The following is a 21,450-nucleotide window of genomic DNA, read 5'->3' as shown; positions in this document are numbered from 1 at the left end:
TGGCGGGGCGCCCCTTCGTCCGCGGCCTGCTCAGGCCGACTTCTCGTGCCGCCCGTCGTTCTTCACGATCCGCGGCACCAGCGTCGGGTTCACGTTGTTGCGCACCACGTCCGCCGTGATGACCACGCGGGCCACGTCCTTGCGGGACGGGACCTCGTACATCACCGACATCAGGACCTCTTCCATGATGGCCCGCAGACCACGCGCGCCCGTGCCGCGCAGGATCGCCTGGTCGGCGATGGCCTCCAGAGCGGGGCGGTCGAAGTCCAGCTCCACACCGTCGAGTTCGAAGAGGCGCTGGTACTGCTTGACCAGTGCGTTGCGCGGCTCGACGAGGATCTTCAGCAGGGCCTCGCGGTCGAGGTTGTGGACCGAGGTGATGACCGGCAGACGGCCGATGAACTCCGGGATCATCCCGAACTTCACCAGGTCCTCCGGCATGACCTCCTGGAACTGGTCGCTCGCCTCGATCTCGCGCTTGGAGCGGATCGTCGCCCCGAAGCCGATGCCCTTGGCGCCCGCCCGCGACTCGATGATCTTCTCCAGGCCGGCGAACGCGCCGCCCACGATGAAGAGCACGTTCGTCGTGTCGATCTGGATGAACTCCTGGTGCGGGTGCTTCCGGCCGCCCTGCGGCGGTACGGAGGCGGTCGTGCCCTCCAGGATCTTCAACAGGGCCTGCTGCACGCCCTCGCCGGAGACATCGCGGGTGATCGACGGGTTTTCGCTCTTACGGGCGACCTTGTCGATCTCGTCGATGTAGATGATCCCGGTCTCGGCCTTCTTGACGTCGTAGTCGGCCGCCTGGATCAGCTTGAGCAGGATGTTCTCGACGTCCTCGCCGACATAGCCCGCCTCCGTCAGCGCCGTCGCGTCCGCGATGGCGAACGGGACGTTGAGCATCCGGGCCAGGGTCTGGGCGAGCAGCGTCTTGCCGGACCCGGTGGGGCCCAGCAGAAGGATGTTGGACTTCGCCAGCTCGATGGCGTCGTCCCGCCCCGCGCCGCCGCCGTTCTCGCCGGCCTGGACGCGCTTGTAGTGGTTGTACACCGCGACCGAGAGGGCCTTCTTCGCGGGCTCCTGCCCGACGACGTACCCCTCGAGGAACTCGTAGATCTCGCGGGGCTTGGGGAGCTCCTCCCACCGCACCTCGCTCGTCTCGGCGAGTTCTTCCTCGATGATCTCGTTGCAGAGGTCGATGCACTCATCGCAGATGTACACACCGGGTCCTGCGATGAGCTTCTTCACCTGCTTCTGGCTCTTTCCGCAGAACGAGCACTTGAGCAGGTCGCCGCCATCACCGATGCGTGCCACGAGGTGCTTCCCCTTCGCCTGGGAGCGCTTGGTTCAGCGACTCCTGGTGCCTCATATTCGACGGTACCTTGCCGGGCCCCCCGTTCGGGCCCCCCTTGGCACGGTTCACATGAACGGGAATCCGCCATCGTCCCCCACCATGCTCCCCGTGCCAGGGAAGGTCGAGCGTCAGGCTGCCGCGGCGGCCGTGCTCTTGCGGGTCGAGACGATCTGGTCGACGAGACCGTACGCCAGGGCGTCCTCGGCGGTCAGGATCTTGTCGCGCTCGATGTCGTCGCGGATCTTCTCGATCGGCGTCGAGGAGTGCTTGGCCAGCATCTCTTCCAGCTGGGTGCGCATCCGCAGGATCTCGTTGGCCGCGATCTCCAGGTCGGAGAGCTGCTCACGGCCGGTGCCGCCGGAAGGCTGGTGGATCAGCACACGGGCGTTGGGCAGGGCCATCCGCTTGCCGGGCGTACCGGCGGCGAGCAGCACGGCCGCGGCGGAGGCCGCCTGGCCCATGCAGACCGTCTGGATGTCCGGCTTCACGAACTGCATCGTGTCGTAGATGGCGGTCAGCGCGGTGAAGGAGCCACCGGGGCTGTTGATGTAGATGGAGATGTCGCGGTCCGGGTCCATCGACTCCAGGCACAGCAGCTGGGCCATGACGTCGTTGGCGGAGGCGTCGTCGATCTGCACACCGAGGAAGATCACGCGCTCCTCGAAGAGCTTGGCGTACGGGTCGTACTCGCGCACGCCCTGCGAGGTGCGCTCGACGAAGCGCGGGACGACGTACCGGTTGTCCACCTGGGGGCCGGTGTAGAGGCCGCTCGCGGAGAAGTTCGGGGTCATTGGGGTGTTCACCATCCTGGTGGCGTTCAGCGGGCTTGGATCGGTGCGGTGGGGCCGCGGGCGCTCAGGCGCCCGTGCCGCCGCCGCCCGGAACGCCCGAAGCGGCAGAGATGATCTCGTCGATGAGGCCGTACTCCTTGGCCTCCTCCGCCGTGAACCAGCGGTCGCGGTCGCCGTCGCGGATGATCGCCTCGACGGTCTGGCCCGAGTGCAGCGCGGTGATCTCGGCCATGCGCCTCTTCGTACGAAGGAGGTACTCGGCCTGGATCTTGATGTCCGAGGCCGTACCGCCGATGCCGGCGGAGCCCTGGTGCATCAGGATGTCGGTGTTCGGCAGCGCGAAGCGCTTGCCGGTGGCGCCACCGGTGAGCAGGAACTGGCCCATCGAGGCCGCCATGCCCATGCCGATGGTGACGACGTCGTTGGGGATGTACTGCATGGTGTCGTAGATGGCCATGCCGGCCGTCACCGAGCCACCGGGGCTGTTGATGTAGAGGTAGATGTCCTTGTCCGGGTCGGCGGCAAGGAGCAGCATCTGCGCGGTGATCTTGTTGGCGATCTCGTCGTCGACCTGCTGGCCGAGGAAGATAATGCGCTCGCCGAGCAGCCGGTTGTAGACATGGTCGCCGAGGCCGCCACCGATGGACGGCTCACCCGCGGCGTAAGGCATCAGATTCGTCACGTATCCACCTGCTCGTCTCTGACGGCTCCGGCCGTCTCAGCGTCTCTCGTACTGGGGACGGGGTACGACCCTGCCCTCGTATTCATGGACCCTAACGCGCAGGTAGGACAACGCCATCCCGCTTCCCGAACTGTTCGCTGGGAGCGCAAGGTAGTTGAGGGCGTGGCCGTGGGCTCCGCGCATACGTTCCGCATACGGTCACGGGCCCGGGCGCACCGCAGTGCGTCCGGGCCCGTGGACCGGTTCAGCGCGAGGCTCAGGCCTCGTTCTTCTCCTCGGCGGCCTCGGCGTCGCCGGTGGCGGCCTCGACCGTCTCGGCGGCGGCCTCGGCCTCGTCCTCGTCGTCCTCGAGGTCGACGGTCTCACCGTTGGTGTCGACGACCTTGGCGGCCTCGACGACGACCGCGAGGGCCTTGCCGCGGGCGACCTCGCCGACGAGCATCGGCACCTGGCCACCCTCGACGACGGCCTGGGCGAACTGGTCGGGGCTCATGCCGGAGGAGGCGGCGCGGCGCATGAGGTGCTCGGTGAGCTCCTCCTGGCTGACGTTGAGCTTCTCCTTGTTGACGAGCTCATCGAGGATGAACTGCGTCTTGATGCCCTTCTCGGCCTGCTCCTTGGTCTCCGCCAGGAACTCTTCCTCGGTCTTGCCCTGGATCTCCAGGTACTTCTCGAGGGTCAGGCCCATCTGGCCGAGCTGGTGGTGCTCCAGGTTGTGCTTGCGGGTGTTGATCTCGTCCTCGAGGAGCTTCTCGGGGATCGGGACCTCCGCCAGCTTCAGCAGCTCGTCGAGGACGCGCTCCTGGGCCTGGGTGGCCTGGTCGAACTGCTTCATGTTCTCGAGGCGCTTGCGGCTGTCGGCCTTCAGCTCGTCGAGGGTGTCGAACTCCGACGCGAGCTGCGCGAAGTCGTCGTCCAGCTCGGGGAGCTCACGGGCCGCGACGGCGGTGACCTTGACGGTGACCTCGGCGTCCTTGCCCTCGGCGGAGCCGCCCTTCAGCTGCGAGGTGAAGGTGGCCTCGCCGCCGGCCTCCAGGCCGGTGACGGCCTCGTCGATGCCGTCGAGGAGCTCGCCGGAACCGATGGTGTACGAGACGCCCTCGGCGACACCGTCGGGCAGGACCTCGCCGTCGACCTTGGCCTCGAGGTCGATGGTGACGACGTCACCCTCGGCGGCGGCGCGCTCGACCGTGTTGGTGGAGGCGAAGCGCTCGCGCAGCTGCTCCACGGACTTGTCGACGTCCTCGTCGGTGACCTCGACCGCGTCGACGGTGACCTCGATGCCGGAGTAGTCCGGGATCTCGATCGTCGGGCGGATGTCGACCTCGGCGGTGAAGGCCAGCAGCTCGCCGTCCTTCAGCTCGGTGATGTCGACCTCGGGCTGACCCAGCGGGTTGACCTCGGCCTCGTTGACGGCCTCGGTGTAGAACTTCGGGAGCGCGTCGTTGACGGCCTCCTCCAGCACCGCACCACGGCCGAACCGCTGGTCGATCACACGAGCCGGGATCTTGCCCTTACGGAAGCCCTTGACCGTGACCTGCTGGTTGATCTTCTTGTACGCCGCGTCGAGGCTGTCCTTGAGCTCCTCGAAGGGCACCTCGACAGTGAGCCGAACCCGAGTCGGGTTCAGGGTCTCCACGGCGCTCTTCACGGTTCGGTCTCCTTGGTGGCTGATTCTTGGATTCTGCCGACGCCGCTTGGTGACGGTTCCGGCCGATCGGCCCGGTCAGAGAGACACACGGGCACGCAGCTTGCATAGTAACCGCAAGCGGGACGCGGCCAACAACGTGATCTTGGTTGCGTCCGTCGACGCTGGCTGGTCGGGGTGGCGGGATTTGAACCCACGGCCTTCCGCTCCCAAAGCGGACGCGCTACCAAGCTGCGCCACACCCCGTCGGTGCGACACGTAGGGTACATGCACGGAGACAGTGCGACGCCCCCTGTTCACAGGGGCGTGCGGGGACCGCCCTGGACCCGCTACGATGCTGTCCGTGCCGCGGCCCACGTGACCTGCGGCGCGACCTGTGCGGGCGTAGCTCAATGGTAGAGCCCTAGTCTTCCAAACTAGCTACGCGGGTTCGATTCCCGTCGCCCGCTCCATATGGCTCCGGCCCGGTCCCTTCCGAGGGACCGGGCCGGAGTTTTTTCCGGTGCACGCTGAAGCGCACCGGGGCGCGTTCGCGGGCCTCCGTCGGTCTCGGCGGGGGCCCGGCGTCGGCTCAGAACTTGATGGAGCTGACGGTCTGCGTTATCGAGTCGAGGAAGCGCTGGATGTCGTCGGCCATGCCCGTGGAGGCAAGGAAGAAGCCGAAGAGCACCGCGACGACGGCCGGGCCGGCCTTGAGGTTTCCGCCGCGGATCAGCACTACCAGGATGATTGCCAACAGCAACACCACAGACAGCGAAATGGCCACAACTGATCACACCCTCGGTCGGTCCCGCCTTGCCCGCCAGGGAGCGCACGTCGCACTGCACCCCCCGCTGCATCCATCGTGCCATCAACCCCCCTGCCCACGCTGGGTTGTGACGAACCGTCGTGCTCAAGATCACGCGCGACGGCGGGAGTACGGCTTGAGACCGCGTGCGGCCGCGTGGCCTCCGGTGGCCTCAGCGGCGGCTGATCAGCAGCAGCGCACGGTCGTCGTTGACGTCCTTGGCGCACGCTTCGATCAGGTGCCAGGCCGCGCCCTCGAAGCCCGAGGCGACATAGCGGTCGGCCTCCCCGGTCAGCCGGTCGATGCCCTCGGCGATGTCCCGTTCCGCGGACTCCACCAGGCCGTCGGTGAAGAGCATCAGAACGTCGCCGGGCTGCAGCGATCCCTTGACCGGGTGGAACTCCGCACCGTCGTAGACGCCGAGGAGCGGGCCTTCGCCGGCCTTCTCCTCCCAGCGCCCGCTGCCCGCGTGGAGCTGGAGCGCGGGAAGGTGGCCGGCGGAGAGGAGTTCGTAGTCCCCCGACTCCAGGTCGAGGACGAGGTGGATCGAGGTGGCGAAGCCCTCGTCCCAGTCCTGGCGGAGGAGATAGCCGTTGGCGGCTGGCAGGAAGCCGTGCGGCGGCAGCGAGCCGAGCAGCCCGCCGAAGGCCCCGGAGAGCAGCAGGGCGCGGGAGCCCGCGTCCATGCCCTTGCCGGACACGTCCGTGAGCAGGACCTCCAGCGTCCGGCCGCCGTTGGTGCGGGCCGCGACGACGAAGTCACCGGAGAAGGACTGGCCGCCGGCCGGGCGCAGCGCCATCTCGTGGTGCCAGCCCTGGGGAAGGCGGGGCAGGGCGCTCTGGACCCGGATGCGTTCGCGCAGGTCGAAGAGCATGGTTCCGCCGCGCCGCCAGGGCACGCCGACCCGGGCCCGGAACTGGGCGATGAGGAGTCCGAAGAGTCCGCAGGCGGCGACCACCAGGACCGTTCCCGGTGTGACGCGGGCCGGGCCCTGTGTGTAGGGGCCGAGGACGACCGACTCGACGATGAGGGCGCCGGCGGCCGTCGCGTACAGGCCGAGGAGGCTCGCGGGGCGCAGCAGCAGGCCGCCGGCCACGATGGGCAGGACGAGCGCGGCGGGCGAGCACCAGACGGGATTGGTGAGTGATCCCCAGGTGATCGCCGGGATGGTGATCATCAGACCGGCGAAGGCGAGCCAGTCGGAGCCCTCGCCGCGGAAGTAGTCGACACCGGATCTGCGCAGCGCGTTGCGGACCCGGTGTGCGCTCTTGCGCATCCGGGCCGTGTACGAGGCGACACCCACGCGATTTCTCATTGGCCTGGACCCTATCCATCCGGTCGGACCTCGTGCAGGGGGACCCCTCAGACATTGCGCGCGAAATCGGTCGCGTCGGCCGGGTCGGCGCTGATATCGATGGCATATGACGATGGAAATTCGGGTGCTCGACCCGGCCGAGTGGGACGACTGGTACGGGACGCTGGAGCTGGCGTTCGGCGGGGTTCCGGAGTCTCCCGAGGAGCGGCAGGCCTGGCAGGAGCTGACCCGGTACGACCGTTCGATCGGTGTCTGGGACGGCGAGCGCTGCGTCGGCACGGCGGGCGCGTTCACCTTCCGGCTGTCCGTACCGGGCGGGGCGATCGTGCCGGCGGCGGGCGTGACGATGGTGAGCGTGGCGGCGACGCACCGGCGGCGCGGGATCCTCACCTCGATGATGCGGCGTCAGCTCGACGACATACGGGCGTGGGGTGAGCCGCTGGCCGTTCTGACGGCCTCGGAGCCGGAGATCTACGGGCGGTTCGGTTACGGCGTCGGCGCCTACGCGACGCGGGCGACGATCGACACGACCCGGGTGCGGCTCTCGGTGCCGGACGGTACGGACGACGTGGTGCTGCGGCAGGTCGACCCGGCGAAGAGCACGGCGGAGCGGGAGGCGGTGTACGCGCGCCGGGTGACGGCCCGTCCGGGCATGCTGGTGCGGGAGCCGGGGTGGGAGCGGGTGCCGCTCCTCGACCCGGAGGGCGAGCGGGGCGGCGCGTCGCCGCGGCAGTGCGTGGTGGCCGAACGGGACGGAGAGGTCGTCGGGTACGCGCTGTTCGCGATCAAGCCGGAGTGGACGCCCGCCGGCGCCGACGGCAGTGTGCTGCTGAAGGACCTGGAGGCGCTGGATCCGGTGGCGGAGGCGGCGCTGTGGCGGTTCCTCTGCTCGATCGACCTCACCTCGTCGGTCCGGATCCACAGCAGGCCGGTGGACGACGGGTGGCAGCACCTGGTGAGCGACATCCGGCGCTGCGCGCCGACCCAGCGGGACTCGCTGCATGTGCGCCTGGTGGACCTGGCGGCGGCGCTGGAGGCGCGGCGCTACCAGGCGCCGGTGGATGTGGTGCTGGAGGTCGCGGACGCGTTCTGCCCCTGGAACGAGGGGCGTTGGCGGCTGACGGGGGACGGTAAGGGCGCGATGTGCGTGCGGACCGCCGACCCGGCCGACCTTTCACTGTCGGTACGGGAGTTGGGGGCGGCGTACCTGGGCGGGACCTCGCTGGTGTCGCTGGCAGCGGCCGGGCGGGTGCGGGAGCTCCGCGGCGCGGCGCTGGTGGAGGCGTCCGTGGCGTTCGGGTCCCCGGTGGCGCCGTGGCTGCCGCACGGGTTCTGAGGCTGGGTCGCGATCAGCGCTGCTGGCAGCCCGGGCACCAGAAGAGGTTGCGGGCGGCGAGGCCGGCGGTGCGGATCTCGCCACCGCAGATGTGGCAGGGCAGGTGGGCCCGGCGGTAGACGTAGACCTCGCCGCCGTGGTCGTCGACGCGCGGCGGGCGGCCCATCGCCTCGGGGGTGTGCTCGGGGCGGACGGTGTCGATGCGGTTGAGGCGGACGCCCTCGCGCAGGAGTTCCACGAGGTCGTCCCAGATCGCGGTCCACTCCCGCGCGGTCAGGTCCTTGCCCGCGCGGTAGGGGTCGATGCCGTGGCGGAAGAGGACCTCGGCGCGGTAGACGTTGCCGACGCCCGCGACGATCTTCTGGTCCATGAGCAGGGCCGCGATCGTCGTACGGGACTTCGAGATCCGGCGCCACGCCTTGGCAGCTCCGTCGGCGTAGTCGCCGTCGCGCAGCGGGTCGGGGCCGAGGCGGTCGTGGATCGCCTGCTTCTCGGCGTCCGTGATGAGGGCGCACGTGGTGGGGCCGCGCAGGTCGACGTACGACTCGGGGTTCGCGAGCCGGAGCCGGACGGTGTCGGTGGGCGGCGGCGCCGGGGCGTCGCCGAAGTTCACCTTGCCGAAGAGGCCCAGGTGGATGTGGACCCACTCCTCGCCGAGGCCGCCGAAGCCGAGGAAGAGGTGCTTGCCGTGGGCCTCGGTGGTCTCCAGGACCGTTCCGTCGAGCAGGGCCGCCGAGTCGGCGAACTTGCCCTGCGGGCTGGAGGCACGCACAGGCCGGCCGCCGAACCGTTCGCGGTGGTCGGCGGCCAGTCGGTGGATCGTGTGCCCCTCGGGCATCAGGCGGTCGGCTCCTGCGGGTGGTGGGCCGGGATCGGGGGGAGCTCGCCGGTCGTCTCGTAGGCCGAGAGCATGTCGATCCGGCGGGTGTGACGCTCGTCACCGGAGTACGGGGTGGAGAGGAAGATCTCGACGAACTTCGTCGCCTCTTCCTGCGTGTGCATCCGGCCGCCGATGGAGACCACGTTGGCGTTGTTGTGCTCGCGGCCGAGGGCGGCGGTCTGCTCGCTCCAGGCGAGGGCGGCGCGGACCCCCTTCACCTTGTTCGCGGCGATCTGCTCGCCGTTGCCGGAGCCGCCGATGACGATGCCCAGGCTGTCCGCGTCCGCGGCCGTCCGCTCGGCGGCACGCAGGCAGAACGGCGGGTAGTCGTCCAGGGCGTCGTAGATGTGGGGACCGCAGTCGACGGGCTCGTGGCCATGGGCCTTCAGCCACTCGACGAGGTGGTTCTTGAGTTCGAAGCCGGCATGGTCGGAGCCGAGGTACACGCGCATGGTTCCGAGTGTGGCACGACCGGAGCGGGGTAGCGGTCAGCGGGGTCGGGACCCTCACCCCTCCCGGTCCAGACCTTCGACGCTCGCACAACGATACGGAATCAGGCCTTCCGATCACCTCGGGTCCCGGTGTTCAATGCTCGGGCTCGTGACCCGAGCGCCCCCCAGACGTAAGGAAGCGTTCATGACCACGCAGCCGACCCTTGCGAAGGAAGGCGGCAACACCGGAACCCCCGGTGATTCCCAGCCCTCCGACGGACTCAAGGCCGGTCTCAAGAACCGCCATCTCTCGATGATCGCCATCGGTGGCGTCATCGGTGCCGGCCTGTTCGTCGGCTCCGGCTCCGGCATCGCCGCGGCCGGTCCCGCCATCCTTCTCTCGTACGCGCTCGTCGGCACGATGGTCGTCTTCGTGATGCGGATGCTCGGCGAGATGGCGGCCGCCCGGCCGTCGTCCGGTTCCTTCTCGTCCTACGCGGACCAGGCCCTGGGCCGCTGGGCCGGTTTCACCATCGGCTGGCTGTACTGGTTCTTCTGGGTCGTCGTGCTCGCCGTCGAGGCGACCGCGGGCGCGGTGATCCTGGAGTCCTGGATCCCGGCCGTGCCGCAGTGGGCCTGGGCGCTCATCGTGATGGTCGTGCTGACCGCGACCAACCTCGCCTCCGTCTCCTCGTACGGAGAGTTCGAGTTCTGGTTCGCCGGCATCAAGGTCGTCGCGATCGCCGCGTTCGTCGTCGTCGGTCTCCTCGCCGTCTTCGGTGTGCTGCCGGGCTCGGACAACCCGGGCGCGGGCTTCGCCCACCTCAGCGACGCCGGGGGCTTCTTCCCGATGGGCGCGGGCGCGATCCTCACCGGTGTGCTGATGGTCGTCTTCTCCTTCATGGGCAGCGAGATCGTCACCCTCGCCGCCGGCGAGTCCGAGGACCCGCAGAAGGCCGTCACCAAGGCCACCAACAGCGTGATCTGGCGGATCGGCGTCTTCTACCTCGGCTCGATCTTCGTCGTCCTGACGCTGCTGCCGTGGAACGACAAGTCGATCGTCGAGAAGGGCTCGTACGTCGCCGCGCTCGACACGATCGGCATCCCGCACGCCGGCCAGATCATGAACGTCATCGTGCTGACGGCCGTCCTGTCCTGTCTGAACTCGGGCCTCTACACCGCCTCCCGCATGGCCTTCTCGCTCGGGCAGCGCGGTGACGCGCCGAAGGCGTTCGCCCGTACCAACAAGCGGGGCGTGCCGACGGCGGCGATCCTCGCCTCCGTGGTCTTCGGCTTCGTCGCGGTGTTCTTCAACTACTGGCGGCCGGACGACGTCTTCGCCTTCCTGCTGAACTCCTCCGGCGCCGTCGCGCTCTTCGTCTGGCTGGTCATCTGTGTGACCCAGCTGCGGATGCGCGGGATCATCCTGCGCGAGACGCCCGAGAAGCTGATCGTGCGGATGTGGCTCTTCCCGTACCTGACCTGGGCGACGATCGCGATGATCGTCTTCGTCCTCGGCTACATGGTCTACGACGGCGGCAGCGCGCGGGAGCAGGTCGTGCTGTCCCTGCTGGTGGCGGCCCTGGTCCTGGTGATCGCGCTGGTCAAGGAGCGGCTCAAGAAGGCCACGCGCCCGTAGTTCCGCCACCCGGCGGGCGATGTCGGACATACGAGGGAGGCTCTCCGTTCCTCTGGGGAACGGAGAGCCTCCTGTCGTCTTTTCACCGCCACCGGCGTCTTCCGCGCCGCACGGCCCGGGCCCGGTCGGCGCGCCGCAGGCGCGATGTCGCTCCGGGGCGGCTCAGCCCTTGCGGCCGACGAGCTTCCAGGCGGTGGGCAGGACGCCCATCGCGAGCGCGGCCTTGAGGGCGTCACCGATCAGGAACGGGGTCAGGCCGGCCGCGACCGCCTGCGGCAGCGACATGCCGGTGGCGAGGGCGAGGTACGGCACGCCCACCGCGTAGATGATCAGGGAGCCGAGCGCCATCGTGCCCGCCGTCCGGAGGACGGAGCGGTCGGCCCCCCGGCGCGCGAGGGCGCCGACGACGGTGGCGGCGAGCAGCATGCCGAGGATGTAGCCGAAGGAGGGCATCGCCCAGCCCGAGGAGGCCTGCGCGAACCAGGGCACGCCCGCCATGCCGACGAGGGCGTACAGCGCGAGGGAGAGGAAGCCGCGACGGGCGCCGAGCGCGGTGCCGACGAGCAGGGCCGCGAAGGTCTGGCCGGAGACCGGGACCGGCGAGCCGGGGACCGGGACGGCGATCTGAGCGGCGATGCCGGTGAGCGCGGCGCCGCCGACGACCAGCGCGATGTCGCGGGCCCGGCTGGCGGGAACGAGGTCGGCGAGAACCGTCCCCGGGCGGAGGGGACGGACGGGTGCGGCGGCGGTGCTCATCGGTACTCCGCAGGGGTGAGAGTGACGGGGACAGCTTGACCGTAGTCGAGGAGTGAACGCTCGATCACCATCAGCCGCCCACAAAGCGGAGGTTGAGCCCTTCGTGGAGTTCGGACAAAGGCCGGTGACCAACCCTCGCGCCACGTGATGCTTGTCACTGGGAACCCCGCCGAGAGGTCCCTTTTGCGTCAGGGGTCGGTCACCGGGGAGACTGTGGGGTCTCCATAAATCCCATTGCGAATCCAGCGAGAGCACGAGCCCTTCCCATGCACGACGCGCCGCCCGCCCCTTCGGCTCCCCTCGCCCCCGAACCGGAGCCGCTGTCCCACGGACTGAAGCAGCGTCACCTGACGATGCTTGGCCTGGGCGGGGTGATCGGCGCCGGACTGTTCGTCGGCTCGGGCGCGGGCATCGCGGTCGCCGGTCCCGGCATCGTCCTGTCGTATCTGATCGCGGGCACGCTCGCGATGCTGATCATGCGGATGCTCGGCGAGATGTCGGCGGCGATGCCGGCCTCCGGCGCCTTCTCGGTCCACGCGGAGCGGGCGCTCGGCCGCTGGGCGGGCTTCTCGGTGGGCTGGCTGTACTGGTTCCTGCTGGTGGTCGTCCTCGCGGTGGAGGCCACGGGCGCGGCCCGGATCGCGCACGGCTGGGTGCCGGGCGTGCCGCAGTGGGGCTGGGTGCTGGTCTTCATGGTCGTGTTCACCGTCGCCAACCTCGCCGCGGTGAAGAACTTCGGCGAGTTCGAGTTCTGGTTCGCCGCCCTGAAGGTCGGCGCGATCGTCCTCTTCCTCGTCCTGGGCGTCCTCGCCGTCGTCGGATGGCTGCCCGACACCGACCCGGTGGGGACGGTGAACCTGACCGGGCAGGGCGGTTTCCTCCCCAACGGCTGGGAGGGCGTGATCTCCGGCGTCCTCGCCGTCGTCTTCGCCTTCGGCGGTCTGGAGGTCGTGACGATCGCGGCGGCCGAGTCGGACGACCCGGCGCGCAACGTGGCACGGGCGGTGCGCAGCGCGGTCTGGCGGATCCTCTTCTTCTACGTCGGTTCGATGCTGGTCATCGTGACTCTGCTGCCGTGGACCTCCATGGAGCCGGGCGAGTCCCCGTACGTCGCTGTGCTGGACGCCATCGGGGTGCCGTCGGCCGGCCAGATCATGAACATCGTGGTCTTCGTGGCGCTGCTCTCGGCCCTCAACGCGAACCTGTACGGCTCCTCGCGGATGGTCTTCTCGCTCGCCGAGCGCGGTGAGGCACCGCGGGGTCTGCTGAAGGTCACGGGCGGCGGGGTGCCGCGCCGGGCCGTGCTCGCGTCGGTGGCGTTCGGCTTCGTGTCGGTGCTGCTCAATCTGAAGTGGCCGGATTCGGTCTTCCTCTACATGCTCAACGCGGTCGGCGCCGTGCTGCTCTTCGTGTGGGGCCTGATCGCGGTCTCGCAGCTGAGGCTGCGCCGCCGGATCGAGCGGGAGGCGCCCGAGACTCTGACGCTGCGGATGTGGGGTTTCCCCTGGCTGACGTGGGCGGCGCTGGCCGCGATGGGTGCGGTGCTGGTCCTGATGCTGACCGACGACGGGGCGCGGCCGCAGGTGCTGTGGTCGGGTGCGGCCACCGGGGCGGTCCTCCTCGTGGCCGGGGTGCGAGAATTGCGCACGAAGCGCAGGTAGTCCTTCACCTTGTGTGAAGCTCGTGCCCGTATAGCGGACATCTGTTCCCTGTAAGCGGTGCCCCCACCCAGACTGTGGCGCGTTCCCCGTATCGGCCAATGAACAGGGCGGCCCCTTGTCCCGGACCACCGCGCCCGCGCCCGTCGACCGCAAGGACGACCCGGCGACCTCCTCGCACGGCCTCTCGCACGGCCTCAAGCAGCGCCATCTCTCGATGATCGCCCTCGGCGGCGTCATCGGCGCCGGACTCTTCGTCGGCTCCGGAGCCGGCATCGCCGCCGCCGGTCCCTCGATCGTGGTCGCCTACGCGATCTCCGGTCTGCTCGTCATGCTGGTGATGCGCATGCTCGGCGAGATGTCGGCGGCGAACCCGGCCTCCGGCTCCTTCTCCGTCCACGCCGAGCGCGCCATCGGCCCCTGGGCCGGCTTCACCGCGGGCTGGGCCTTCTGGTTCCTGCTCTGCGTGGCCGTCGGCCTGGAGGGCATCGGAGCGGCCAAGATCATGACCGGCTGGTTCCCCGGCACCCCGGAGTGGGCCTGGGTGGCCCTCTTCATGCTGGTGTTCTGCGGGACCAACCTGGCGGCGGTGAAGAACTTCGGCGAGTTCGAGTTCTGGTTCGCCGCCCTCAAGGTGGGGGCGATCGTCCTCTTCCTGGGCATCGGCGTGCTCGCCATCGTCGGCGTCCTGCCCGGCACGGACGCCCCCGGCGCCGCGAACCTCACCGGTGACGGCGGGTTCTTCCCGCACGGCTCCGAGGGCCTGATCGTCGGACTCCTCGCCTCCGTCTTCGCGTACGGCGGTCTGGAAACCGTCACCATCGCGGCGGCCGAGTCCGAGCATCCCGTCAAGGGCGTCGCCAAGGCCGTCCGTACGGCGATGTGGCGCATCGCGCTCTTCTACGTCGGCTCGATGGCGGTCATCGTCACGCTCGTCCCGTGGGGCGACAAGGCGGTCGTCGAGAAGGGCCCGTACGTCGCCACTCTGGACCACCTGGGCATCCCCGCCGCTGGTCAGATCATGAACGTGGTCGTGCTGATCGCCCTGCTGTCGGCCATGAACGCCAACATCTACGGCGCCTCTCGGATGGCCACCTCGCTGGTCGCCCGCGGGCAGGGCCCGAAGGTGCTGGGCCGGACCTTCGGCGGCGTGCCGCGTCCGGCGGTGCTGGTCTCCTCGGTCTTCGGCTTCGTGTGCGTGCTGCTCAGCTACTGGCGCCCCGAGGACATCTTCATCTGGCTGCTGAACACCATCGGCGCGATCATCCTCGTCGTCTGGTTCTTCATCGCCGTCTCGCAGCTCCTGCTGCGCCGGCGGACCGAGCGCGAGGCGCCCGAGAAGCTGGTCGTGAAGATGTGGGCGTTCCCGGTGCTGACCTGGGTGGCGCTGGCGGGCATGGCGGCGATCTTCTTCCTGATGGCGCGCGAGGAGGGCACCCGGGTGCAGCTGTACTGGACGGGCGGCCTCACGGTGATGCTCGCCGCGATCGGTTTCCTCCTGCAGAAGCTGCGCGAGCCGGCGTCGCGGGACGCCTGAGCCCCACCGCTCCTCCCCCGCGTACGCGAGAACCCCCGGACCGACAGGGCCGGGGGTTCTCGCGTTTTCTCCGGCGCGAGGCCTCTTCGCGAGGCCTCTTTCCGAGGCCTCTTTGCGACGCGGGACCTAGGCCCAAGGGCTGATCAACTCGGAGGCCTACTGCTGCTAGCCTGCACTTGCATATAGGTTGCAATAAGCACCAGCAGCGAGAGGCTCGGCACATGGCGATCTACACCCTTCCGGAACTGCCGTACGACTACGCGGCGCTGGAGCCGGTGATCAATCCGCAGATCATCGAGCTGCACCACGACAAGCACCACGCCGCCTACGTCAAGGGCGCGAACGACACCCTGGAGCAGCTGGAAGAGGCGCGCGACAAGGAGCAGTGGGGCTCGATCAACGGCCTGGAGAAGAACCTCGCGTTCCACCTCTCCGGCCACATCCTGCACTCCATCTACTGGAACAACATGGACAGCCCGAAGGACGGCGGCGGTGGCGAGCCGCTGGCGGCCGACGGCGTCGGTGAGCTCGCGGACGCGATCACCGAGTCCTTCGGCTCGTTCGCCAGGTTCAAGTCCCAGCTGACCAAGGCCGCCGCGACCACCCAGGGTTCCGGGTGGGGCGTCCTCGCGTACGAGCCGGTCAGCGGCCGGCTGATCGTCGAGCAGGTCTACGACCACCAGGGCAACGTCGGCCAGGGCTCGATCCCGGTCCTGGTCTTCGACGCCTGGGAGCACGCCTTCTACCTGCAGTACAAGAACCAGAAGGTGGACTTCATCGAGGCCATGTGGCAGGTCGTCAACTGGCAGGACGTGAGCAGGCGCTACCAGGCGGCCAAGACGTCGGTCCCGCTGATCTCCCTCTGATCCTCCTCCGGACCTGCCTCCGGATCCGCCTCTGACCGGCACCCACGCGTCCTGCTCGTGATCGTCTTCTCAACCTTCACCTGCGGGCGGAAAGAGGAAGAACCCCCGCGATGACGTGAATCGCGGGGGTTCTTCCGTGCCGGCCCACCGGCCGACGGCGACTGGAACTACTCGAAGCTCGGTGCCGCGGTCCGGGTGCGCTTGATCTCGTAGAAGCCGGGCGTCGACGCCACGAGCAGCGTGCCGTCCCACAGCCGGGCCGCCGCCTCGCCGCGCGGGGTCGGGGTGACCACGGGGCCGAAGAAGGCGATGTGGTCGCCGTCCGAGCCCGGCACGGAGATGACCGGCGTGCCGACGTCCTGGCCGACCTTCTCGATGCCCTCCTTGTGGGAGGCGCGCAGCTCGGTGTCGTACGTGTCCTTCTCGGCGTAGTCGACCAGCTCGGCCGGCAGGCCGACATCCGCGAGGGCGCCCGAGATCGCCTCGCGCGTGGGGCAATCGCCGTTGTTGTGGAAGCGGGTGCCGAGCGCGGTGTAGAGCTTGCCGACCACCTCGTCACCGTGCAGCTGCTGGGCCGCGATCACCACACGGACCGGACCCCAGGCCTTCGTCTCCAGCATGTCGCGGTACTCGGCCGGGAGCTCGTCCAGCTTGTCCTCGTTGAGGACGGCCAGACTCATCACCTTCCAGCGCACATCGACCGGGCGCACCTTCTCCACCTCGAGCATCCAGCGGGAGGTCATCCAGGCCCACGGGCACAGCGGGTCGAACCAGAAGTCGGCGGTGGTCCTGCTCTCGGACATGTCACTCCTCGGGGTACGGATCTCTATGCGCCACAAGAGCAACGCCACCGGTCACCACGGGCATTCCCCGAGTGCCGCGTGTCAGGCCCACATGGGAGGATCGGTGCTGTTTCGAACGAGCCACGAAGGAGTGACCGTGCCCGGTGAGAATCTGTCCCGCGACGAGGCCCGCGAGCGGGCCGAGCTGCTGTCCGTCGACGGGTACGAGGTCGCCCTCGACCTGCGCTCGGCGGTCGGCGAGTCCGGCGATGGGGGTACCCCCGCCGAGGGCGGGGGGACGGTGCGGACCTTCCGCTCGGTGACGACGATCCGCTTCCGGCATACGGGGACGGGTTCGGCGACCTTCGTGGACCTCGTGGCCCCGGCCGTGACCTCGGTGGAGCTGAACGGGCGCGCGCTGGACCCGGCGGCCGTCTTCGACGGCTCGCGGATCGCGCTCGACGGTCTCGCGGACGACAACGTGCTGGTGGTCGACGCGCAGTGCGCCTACAGCCGGACCGGTGAGGGCATGCACCGCTTCGTCGACCCGGAGGACGGCGAGGTCTACCTCTACACGCAGTACGAGCCGGCCGACGCCCGCCGGGTGTACGCGAACTTCGAGCAGCCCGACCTGAAGGCGCCCTACCGCTTCGAGGTGACCGCGCCGGAAGGGTGGACGGTCTGGTCGAACGGGGTGGGCGAGCGGGGCGCCGACGGCGTGTGGCGCTTCGCGGAGACGGCGCCCATCTCGACGTACATCACCTGCGTCGTCGCGGGGCCGTACCACTACGTCACGGACACCTACAAGCGCGGGGACATCGAGATCCCGCTCGGCGCGATGTGCCGCAAGGGGCTCGCGAAGCACTTCGACGCGGACGACGTCTTCCTGATCACGAAGCAGGGCTTCGACTTCTTCCACGACAACTTCGACTACCCGTACCCCTTCGGGAAGTACGACCAGGCCTTCGTCCCCGAGTACAACCTCGGCGCGATGGAGAACCCGGGCATGGTGACCTTCCGCGAGGAGTACATCTACCGGGGCAAGGTCACCCAGGCCGCGTACGAGCGCCGGGCGAACGTCATCCTGCACGAGATGGCGCACATGTGGTTCGGCGACCTGGTCACGATGGTGTGGTGGGACGACCTGTGGCTGAAGGAGTCCTTCGCCGACTTCATGGGCTCGTTCTCGCTCGCGGAGGCGACGCGGTTCACCAACAGCTGGGTGACCTTCGCCAACAACCGCAAGTCCTGGGCGTACCGGGCCGACCAGCTGCCCTCCACCCACCCGATCACGGCCGACATCCGTGATCTGGAGGACGCCAAGCTGAACTTCGACGGCATCACGTACGCCAAGGGTGCCTCGGTGCTCAAGCAGCTGGTGGCGTACGCGGGGAGGGACGCGTTCCTGGAGGGGGCGCGCCGCTACTTCAAGCGCCACGCGTACGGCAACACGCGCCTGGGTGATCTGCTCTCCGTCCTGGAGGAGACCTCCGGCCGCGACATGAAGGCCTGGTCGCGGTCCTGGCTGGAGACCTCCGGGGTCAACACGCTGACGCCGGTGGTGACGTACGACGCGGAGGGCCGGATCACCGAACTGGCCGTCGTCCAGGAAGGCGACGAGCTGCGACCGCACCGGGCGGCCGTCGGGCTCTACCGGCTTTCGGCGGCGGGCGAGCTGGAGCGGTACGCACGAGCCGAGACGGACGTCACCGGGGCGCGGACGGTCGTGGCCGAGCTGGCGGGGTCGGCCAGGCCCGACCTGGTGCTGGTCAACGACGACGACCTGACCTACTGCAAGGTCCGCTTCGACGAGGGCTCGCTGGCGACGCTGCGGGGGCACCTCGGCGACATCACCGACCCGCTGGCCCGCGCCCTGTGCTGGTCGGCGCTGTGGAACCTGACGCGGGACGGCCTGATGCCGGCCCGGGACTTCGTCGCGGTCGCACTGGAGTTCGCGGGCCGCGAGACGGACATCGGTGTACTGCAGATGGTCCATGCCTGGGCGCGGTCGGCGGTCACGCACTACGCGGCGGCCGAGTGGCGTGCGGAGGGCGGCCGGCTGCTCGCCGAGGGCGGGCTGCGCGAGCTGCGGCTGGCGGAGCCGGGCAGCGAACACCAGCTGACCTGGGCGCGGTTCCTCGCCGCCACGGCCTCCTCCGACGCGGACTTCCAGCTCCTGGAGGGACTGCTCGAGGGCACGGCCACGATCGACGGGCTCGAGGTCGACCAGGAGCTGCGCTGGTCGTTCCTGGAGCCGCTGGCCGCGCACGGCCGCGCGGACGAGGCCCGGATCGGCGAGGAGCTGGCCCGCGACGACACCGCGACCGGCAAGCGCCACCAGGTCCGCTGTCTGGCGGCCCGGCCGTCCGCCGCGGTCAAGGCCCAGGCGTGGGCGCAGGTCGTCGAGTCGGACACGCTGTCGAACGCGCTGGTGGAGGCGACGATCGCGGGCTTCGTCCAGCCCTCCCAGCGGGAGTTGATCGCGCCGTACGCGGAGAAGTACTTCGCGGCGATCGAGCGGCTGTGGGCCGAGCGCTCGATCCAGATCGGGATGGACGTCGTCCGCGGGCTGTTCCCGGGGCTGCAGGACGACGAGCGGACGCTGGCGGCGACGGACGCGTGGCTCTCCGCGCACGAGGACGCGGCCCCGGCGCTGCGCCGGCTGGTCCTGGAGTCGCGGGACGACCTGGCGAGGGCGCTGCGCGCGCAGGCGTGCGACGGCCGCGCGGCGTAGCGAGCGGGGCGTAGGGCGGACCTGGAGTCCGGAGGACGGCCCCGGTGGTGAGCGGTGCTCGCCACCGGGGCCGTCCGCGTATTGCGGGCGGTCGGGCGAGGGGGCATGATCGGCACTCGAACGCGCGTACTTTAGGACGAGCTTGTCCCTGAATGTCGACGGCTTTGTAACAGCGGTTAGCGCAGGCTCGGCCCGCGGAAGACCCCCGGCATGAACCACAACACCCCCATCTCCCCCCGCCCCCTCCCCCGTTCCGGCGAGGACCGGCTGCACGAGGCGCTCCACTACGCCCGGCGCCGCGGCACCGTCCCCACCCAGGGGCCCGAGGCGATGATCACCGGGCTGGCCGCGCTCGCCCTGTACCGCTTCTCCTCCGCGCCCCCACTGCTCTCCCTGGACCGGATCGACGTGCTGGTGCCCCGCACCCGCCGGCTGCGCTCCACCGGCTGGGTCCGGGTGGTGCGCGCCCATGACCTGCCGGAGCCGCTGAACGTCGCCGCCGTGCCGGTCGCCCCGGTGGCGCGGGCGCTCGCCGACGCGCTCTGCGGCCTGGAGGACGCGGGGGCGGTACGCCGCCTGCTCACCGAGGCCGTGAGCGCGGGACACTGCGAACCCAGCGCGGTGGTAAGGGAGTTGAACCGGGCCAGGCTGCTGAACCGGCCCCATGTCGTGGACGCGGTCGACGCGCTGCTCGCCGAGGGGCGGTCGATCGCCGAGGAGCGGCTCTACGAGATGGTGCGGGAGTTCGCGCTCCCCGACCCACTGTGGAACGTGGATCTGCGACTGCCCGGCGGCCCGCACCTCGGCGGAGTCGACGCCTACTGGCCGGACCAGGCGGTGGCCGTGGAACTGGACACCCGGGCGCCGAGGCAGGACGACGACGAGCTGTGGTCGGAGTACACCCGTAAGCGCGAGCACCTGGAGCGGCTCGGCATCACGGTCGTCCACATCACCCCGCGCAAGCTGCGCGAGGCGATGGACCAGCAGGCCACCGTGGTCCGTACGGCGCTGATGGCCGCGACGGACCGGCAGCCGGCCGCCTATGTCGTCGTCCTGCCCCGGTGAGGTGCCGCTACTTCTTCGGGGCCGTACCGCAGAACTCGGCCTCGATGACGGTCTGACTGTCGCCGGTCCAGTCGGCGTTGAAGTTCATGGCGAGCGAGTGCTCGCCGTCCCGGGTGACCTGGGCCTGGGACGAGGAACCGTGGATGCCGCCGCCGTGGCCCCAGACCTCCTTGCCGCAGCTGAGCTTCATCTGCATCAGCCCCAGGCCGTAACGCACCTGCACGCCCTCGATGCCGGTGGCGACGGTGTCGGTCAGCTCCCGCTGCTCCGCCTTCGGCAGCAGCCTTCCCTTGAGCAGGGCGCGGTAGAAGGTCTGCAGATCGTTGGAGTCGGAGATCATCTCGCCCGCGGCGTAGGCAAGGGACGGGTTCAGCTCGGTGACATCGTGGATCGTCGGCGCGTTCGGGTCGCGGGACAGCTTCGAGTACGCCCGTGAGCTCGGCTTCGGCACCGTCACGTCCGTACCGGGAACGCTGGTGGCGCGCAGCCTGAGGGGCTTGATGATGCGGCGCTCGACCTCCTTGCCGTACGGGCGGCCGGTGACCTCCTCGATGACCATGCCGGCGAGCACGTAATTGGTGTTGGAGTAGCTCCAGTCGGTGCCGGGGGCGAAGTCCGGCTCGTGGGCCATCGCGACGGCGACGAGCTGCTCGGGGGTCCAGGTGTCGTAGCGGTGTTCCAGGAACGCGGGGCCGAAGACCTTCTCCTGGAATCCGGCGTCGGTGGTGACGTCGTAGACGCCGCTCGTGTGGTTGAGGAGCTGGCGGACGGTGATCTTCCGGCCGTCGTGGCCGTTGCCTCGGACCACGCCGGGCAGCCACTTCTCGACGGAGTCGTCGAGGTCCAGTCGGCCCTCGGCCTGGAGCTGGAGGAGGACGGTGGCGACGAAGGTCTTGGTGATGGAGCCGACCCGGTAACGGTCCTTGCCCCCACGCTCCCCGGCCGTACCGGTCCAGGCCGCCCGGCCGGAGCGGGCCTGTGCGACGGCCCCGGGCACCCCGGCCTCCACCGCTGCGTCGAGGGCCTGCTGGGTGGCGCGGTGGTCCTGCCGCGCGGGCGCCGCGAGGGCGGGGGTCGCGAGGACGGTGGTGGCCAGACCGGTCACGAGGGTGGCGGCCACGACGGTACGGACGGTGCGGGTGGTACGAGCGGTGCGTACGGCTGACATGTGCGGGCTCCCCTGGTGTGC

18 protein-coding genes and 2 tRNA genes are annotated in these 21,450 nt (G+C 69.7%); 8 read left to right on the top strand and 12 right to left on the bottom strand.

Annotated features, from left to right (window positions below; all coding sequences use genetic code 11):
* Positions 1–30: 30 nt before the first annotated feature.
* The 5 genes from clpX to J7E93_RS03650 all read right to left on the bottom strand — a co-directional run bounded on the left by clpX (position 31) and on the right by J7E93_RS03650 (position 4,721).
* A complete protein-coding gene (gene clpX / locus J7E93_RS03670) occupies positions 31–1,314 on the bottom strand; it encodes an ATP-dependent Clp protease ATP-binding subunit ClpX (protein ID WP_158987286.1) in 1,284 nt (427 codons plus the stop codon).
* Between the two features lie 168 nt (positions 1,315–1,482).
* A complete protein-coding gene (locus tag J7E93_RS03665) occupies positions 1,483–2,160 on the bottom strand; it encodes an ATP-dependent Clp protease proteolytic subunit (protein WP_285440871.1) in 678 nt (225 codons plus the stop codon).
* A 49-nt stretch (positions 2,161–2,209) separates the two neighbouring features.
* On the bottom strand, positions 2,210–2,815 hold the full coding sequence (locus J7E93_RS03660; RefSeq protein ID WP_215065867.1) for an ATP-dependent Clp protease proteolytic subunit: 606 nt from the start codon (positions 2,813–2,815) through the stop codon (positions 2,210–2,212).
* A 268-nt stretch (positions 2,816–3,083) separates the two neighbouring features.
* Positions 3,084–4,478, bottom strand: coding sequence for a trigger factor (gene tig / locus J7E93_RS03655; protein WP_215065766.1), 1,395 nt, complete (start codon positions 4,476–4,478; stop codon positions 3,084–3,086).
* Between the two features lie 166 nt (positions 4,479–4,644).
* Positions 4,645–4,721, bottom strand: a tRNA-Pro gene (locus J7E93_RS03650).
* 132 nt (positions 4,722–4,853) lie between these two features.
* Here J7E93_RS03650 and J7E93_RS03645 point away from each other — a divergent pair.
* Positions 4,854–4,927 (top strand) — tRNA-Gly (locus J7E93_RS03645).
* Positions 4,928–5,046: 119 nt separating this feature from the next.
* On the opposite strand, the gene J7E93_RS03640 is transcribed toward J7E93_RS03645, so the two are convergent.
* Positions 5,047–5,241: a hypothetical protein gene (locus J7E93_RS03640; protein WP_147978023.1), complete on the bottom strand. Its 195-nt coding sequence runs from the start codon at positions 5,239–5,241 to the stop codon at positions 5,047–5,049.
* 193 nt (positions 5,242–5,434) lie between these two features.
* Positions 5,435–6,577 carry a PP2C family protein-serine/threonine phosphatase gene (locus tag J7E93_RS03635; RefSeq protein ID WP_215065765.1) on the bottom strand — a complete coding sequence of 381 codons (1,143 nt, stop codon included), beginning with the start codon at positions 6,575–6,577 and terminating at the stop codon, positions 5,435–5,437.
* 106 nt (positions 6,578–6,683) lie between these two features.
* Here J7E93_RS03635 and J7E93_RS03630 point away from each other — a divergent pair, with 106 nt between their 5' ends.
* On the top strand, positions 6,684–7,913 hold the full coding sequence (locus J7E93_RS03630; RefSeq protein WP_215065764.1) for a GNAT family N-acetyltransferase: 1,230 nt from the start codon (positions 6,684–6,686) through the stop codon (positions 7,911–7,913).
* A 13-nt stretch (positions 7,914–7,926) separates the two neighbouring features.
* On the opposite strand, the gene J7E93_RS03625 is transcribed toward J7E93_RS03630, so the two are convergent.
* Both J7E93_RS03625 and J7E93_RS03620 read right to left on the bottom strand, forming a co-directional pair.
* Positions 7,927–8,751, bottom strand: coding sequence for an Fpg/Nei family DNA glycosylase (locus tag J7E93_RS03625; protein WP_215065763.1), 825 nt, complete (start codon positions 8,749–8,751; stop codon positions 7,927–7,929).
* Positions 8,751–9,245: a ribose-5-phosphate isomerase gene (locus J7E93_RS03620; protein ID WP_215065762.1), complete on the bottom strand. Its 495-nt coding sequence runs from the start codon at positions 9,243–9,245 to the stop codon at positions 8,751–8,753. Before J7E93_RS03620 ends, J7E93_RS03625 begins: the two co-directional genes overlap by 1 nt.
* A 184-nt stretch (positions 9,246–9,429) precedes the next feature.
* Between J7E93_RS03620 and J7E93_RS03615 the strand changes: the two genes are divergently transcribed.
* Positions 9,430–10,863, top strand: coding sequence for an amino acid permease (locus J7E93_RS03615; protein WP_215065761.1), 1,434 nt, complete (start codon positions 9,430–9,432; stop codon positions 10,861–10,863).
* 162 nt (positions 10,864–11,025) lie between these two features.
* Here the strand turns inward: J7E93_RS03615 and J7E93_RS03610 are convergent, their stop codons facing one another.
* Positions 11,026–11,619, bottom strand: a complete 594-nt coding sequence (locus J7E93_RS03610) for a biotin transporter BioY (RefSeq protein ID WP_215065760.1) — start codon at positions 11,617–11,619, stop codon at positions 11,026–11,028.
* 266 nt (positions 11,620–11,885) lie between these two features.
* Between J7E93_RS03610 and J7E93_RS03605 the strand changes: the two genes are divergently transcribed.
* From J7E93_RS03605 to J7E93_RS03595, 3 genes are all read left to right on the top strand, one after another.
* Positions 11,886–13,280 carry an amino acid permease gene (locus tag J7E93_RS03605; protein ID WP_215065759.1) on the top strand — a complete coding sequence of 465 codons (1,395 nt, stop codon included), beginning with the start codon at positions 11,886–11,888 and terminating at the stop codon, positions 13,278–13,280.
* A 115-nt stretch (positions 13,281–13,395) separates the two neighbouring features.
* Complete coding sequence (locus J7E93_RS03600; RefSeq protein WP_215065758.1) at positions 13,396–14,814, top strand: amino acid permease; 1,419 nt, start codon at positions 13,396–13,398, stop codon at positions 14,812–14,814.
* Positions 14,815–15,035: 221 nt separating this feature from the next.
* Positions 15,036–15,680, top strand: coding sequence for a superoxide dismutase (locus J7E93_RS03595; protein WP_215065757.1), 645 nt, complete (start codon positions 15,036–15,038; stop codon positions 15,678–15,680).
* Between the two features lie 167 nt (positions 15,681–15,847).
* On the opposite strand, the gene J7E93_RS03590 is transcribed toward J7E93_RS03595, so the two are convergent.
* Positions 15,848–16,483, bottom strand: a complete 636-nt coding sequence (locus J7E93_RS03590) for a DsbA family protein (RefSeq protein WP_215065756.1) — start codon at positions 16,481–16,483, stop codon at positions 15,848–15,850.
* Positions 16,484–16,619: 136 nt separating this feature from the next.
* On the opposite strand from J7E93_RS03590, the gene pepN reads away from it, so the two are divergent.
* Positions 16,620–19,196 carry an aminopeptidase N gene (gene pepN / locus J7E93_RS03585; protein WP_215065755.1) on the top strand — a complete coding sequence of 859 codons (2,577 nt, stop codon included), beginning with the start codon at positions 16,620–16,622 and terminating at the stop codon, positions 19,194–19,196.
* 210 nt (positions 19,197–19,406) lie between these two features.
* A complete protein-coding gene (locus J7E93_RS03580) occupies positions 19,407–20,261 on the top strand; it encodes a hypothetical protein (protein WP_215065754.1) in 855 nt (284 codons plus the stop codon).
* Between the two features lie 7 nt (positions 20,262–20,268).
* On the opposite strand, the gene J7E93_RS03575 is transcribed toward J7E93_RS03580, so the two are convergent.
* Positions 20,269–21,429, bottom strand: a complete 1,161-nt coding sequence (locus tag J7E93_RS03575) for a serine hydrolase (RefSeq protein ID WP_215065753.1) — start codon at positions 21,427–21,429, stop codon at positions 20,269–20,271.
* Positions 21,430–21,450 lie beyond the last annotated feature (21 nt).

The sequence above is a fragment of the Streptomyces sp. ISL-36 genome, from assembly GCF_018614205.1.
GTDB lineage: Bacteria > Actinomycetota > Actinomycetes > Streptomycetales > Streptomycetaceae > Streptomyces.
This window is presented reverse-complemented; position numbering and strand designations above follow the sequence as displayed.

What these genes read in the sequence shown, in the direction of transcription:
- J7E93_RS03665 (WP_285440871.1), bottom strand. Translation starts at nt 2,160, where the DNA reads ATGGTGAACACCCCAATGACCCCGAACTTCTCCGCGAGCGGCCTCTAC.
- J7E93_RS03660 (WP_215065867.1), bottom strand. Translation starts at nt 2,815, where the DNA reads ATGCCTTACGCCGCGGGTGAGCCGTCCATCGGTGGCGGCCTCGGCGAC.
- J7E93_RS03635 (WP_215065765.1), bottom strand. Translation starts at nt 6,577, where the DNA reads ATGAGAAATCGCGTGGGTGTCGCCTCGTACACGGCCCGGATGCGCAAG.
- J7E93_RS03630 (WP_215065764.1), top strand. Translation starts at nt 6,684, where the DNA reads ATGACGATGGAAATTCGGGTGCTCGACCCGGCCGAGTGGGACGACTGG.
- J7E93_RS03625 (WP_215065763.1), bottom strand. Translation starts at nt 8,751, where the DNA reads ATGCCCGAGGGGCACACGATCCACCGACTGGCCGCCGACCACCGCGAA.
- J7E93_RS03620 (WP_215065762.1), bottom strand. Translation starts at nt 9,245, where the DNA reads ATGCGCGTGTACCTCGGCTCCGACCATGCCGGCTTCGAACTCAAGAAC.
- J7E93_RS03615 (WP_215065761.1), top strand. Translation starts at nt 9,430, where the DNA reads ATGACCACGCAGCCGACCCTTGCGAAGGAAGGCGGCAACACCGGAACC.
- J7E93_RS03610 (WP_215065760.1), bottom strand. Translation starts at nt 11,619, where the DNA reads ATGAGCACCGCCGCCGCACCCGTCCGTCCCCTCCGCCCGGGGACGGTT.
- J7E93_RS03605 (WP_215065759.1), top strand. Translation starts at nt 11,886, where the DNA reads ATGCACGACGCGCCGCCCGCCCCTTCGGCTCCCCTCGCCCCCGAACCG.
- J7E93_RS03595 (WP_215065757.1), top strand. Translation starts at nt 15,036, where the DNA reads ATGGCGATCTACACCCTTCCGGAACTGCCGTACGACTACGCGGCGCTG.
- J7E93_RS03590 (WP_215065756.1), bottom strand. Translation starts at nt 16,483, where the DNA reads ATGTCCGAGAGCAGGACCACCGCCGACTTCTGGTTCGACCCGCTGTGC.
- J7E93_RS03580 (WP_215065754.1), top strand. Translation starts at nt 19,407, where the DNA reads ATGAACCACAACACCCCCATCTCCCCCCGCCCCCTCCCCCGTTCCGGC.
- J7E93_RS03575 (WP_215065753.1), bottom strand. Translation starts at nt 21,429, where the DNA reads ATGTCAGCCGTACGCACCGCTCGTACCACCCGCACCGTCCGTACCGTC.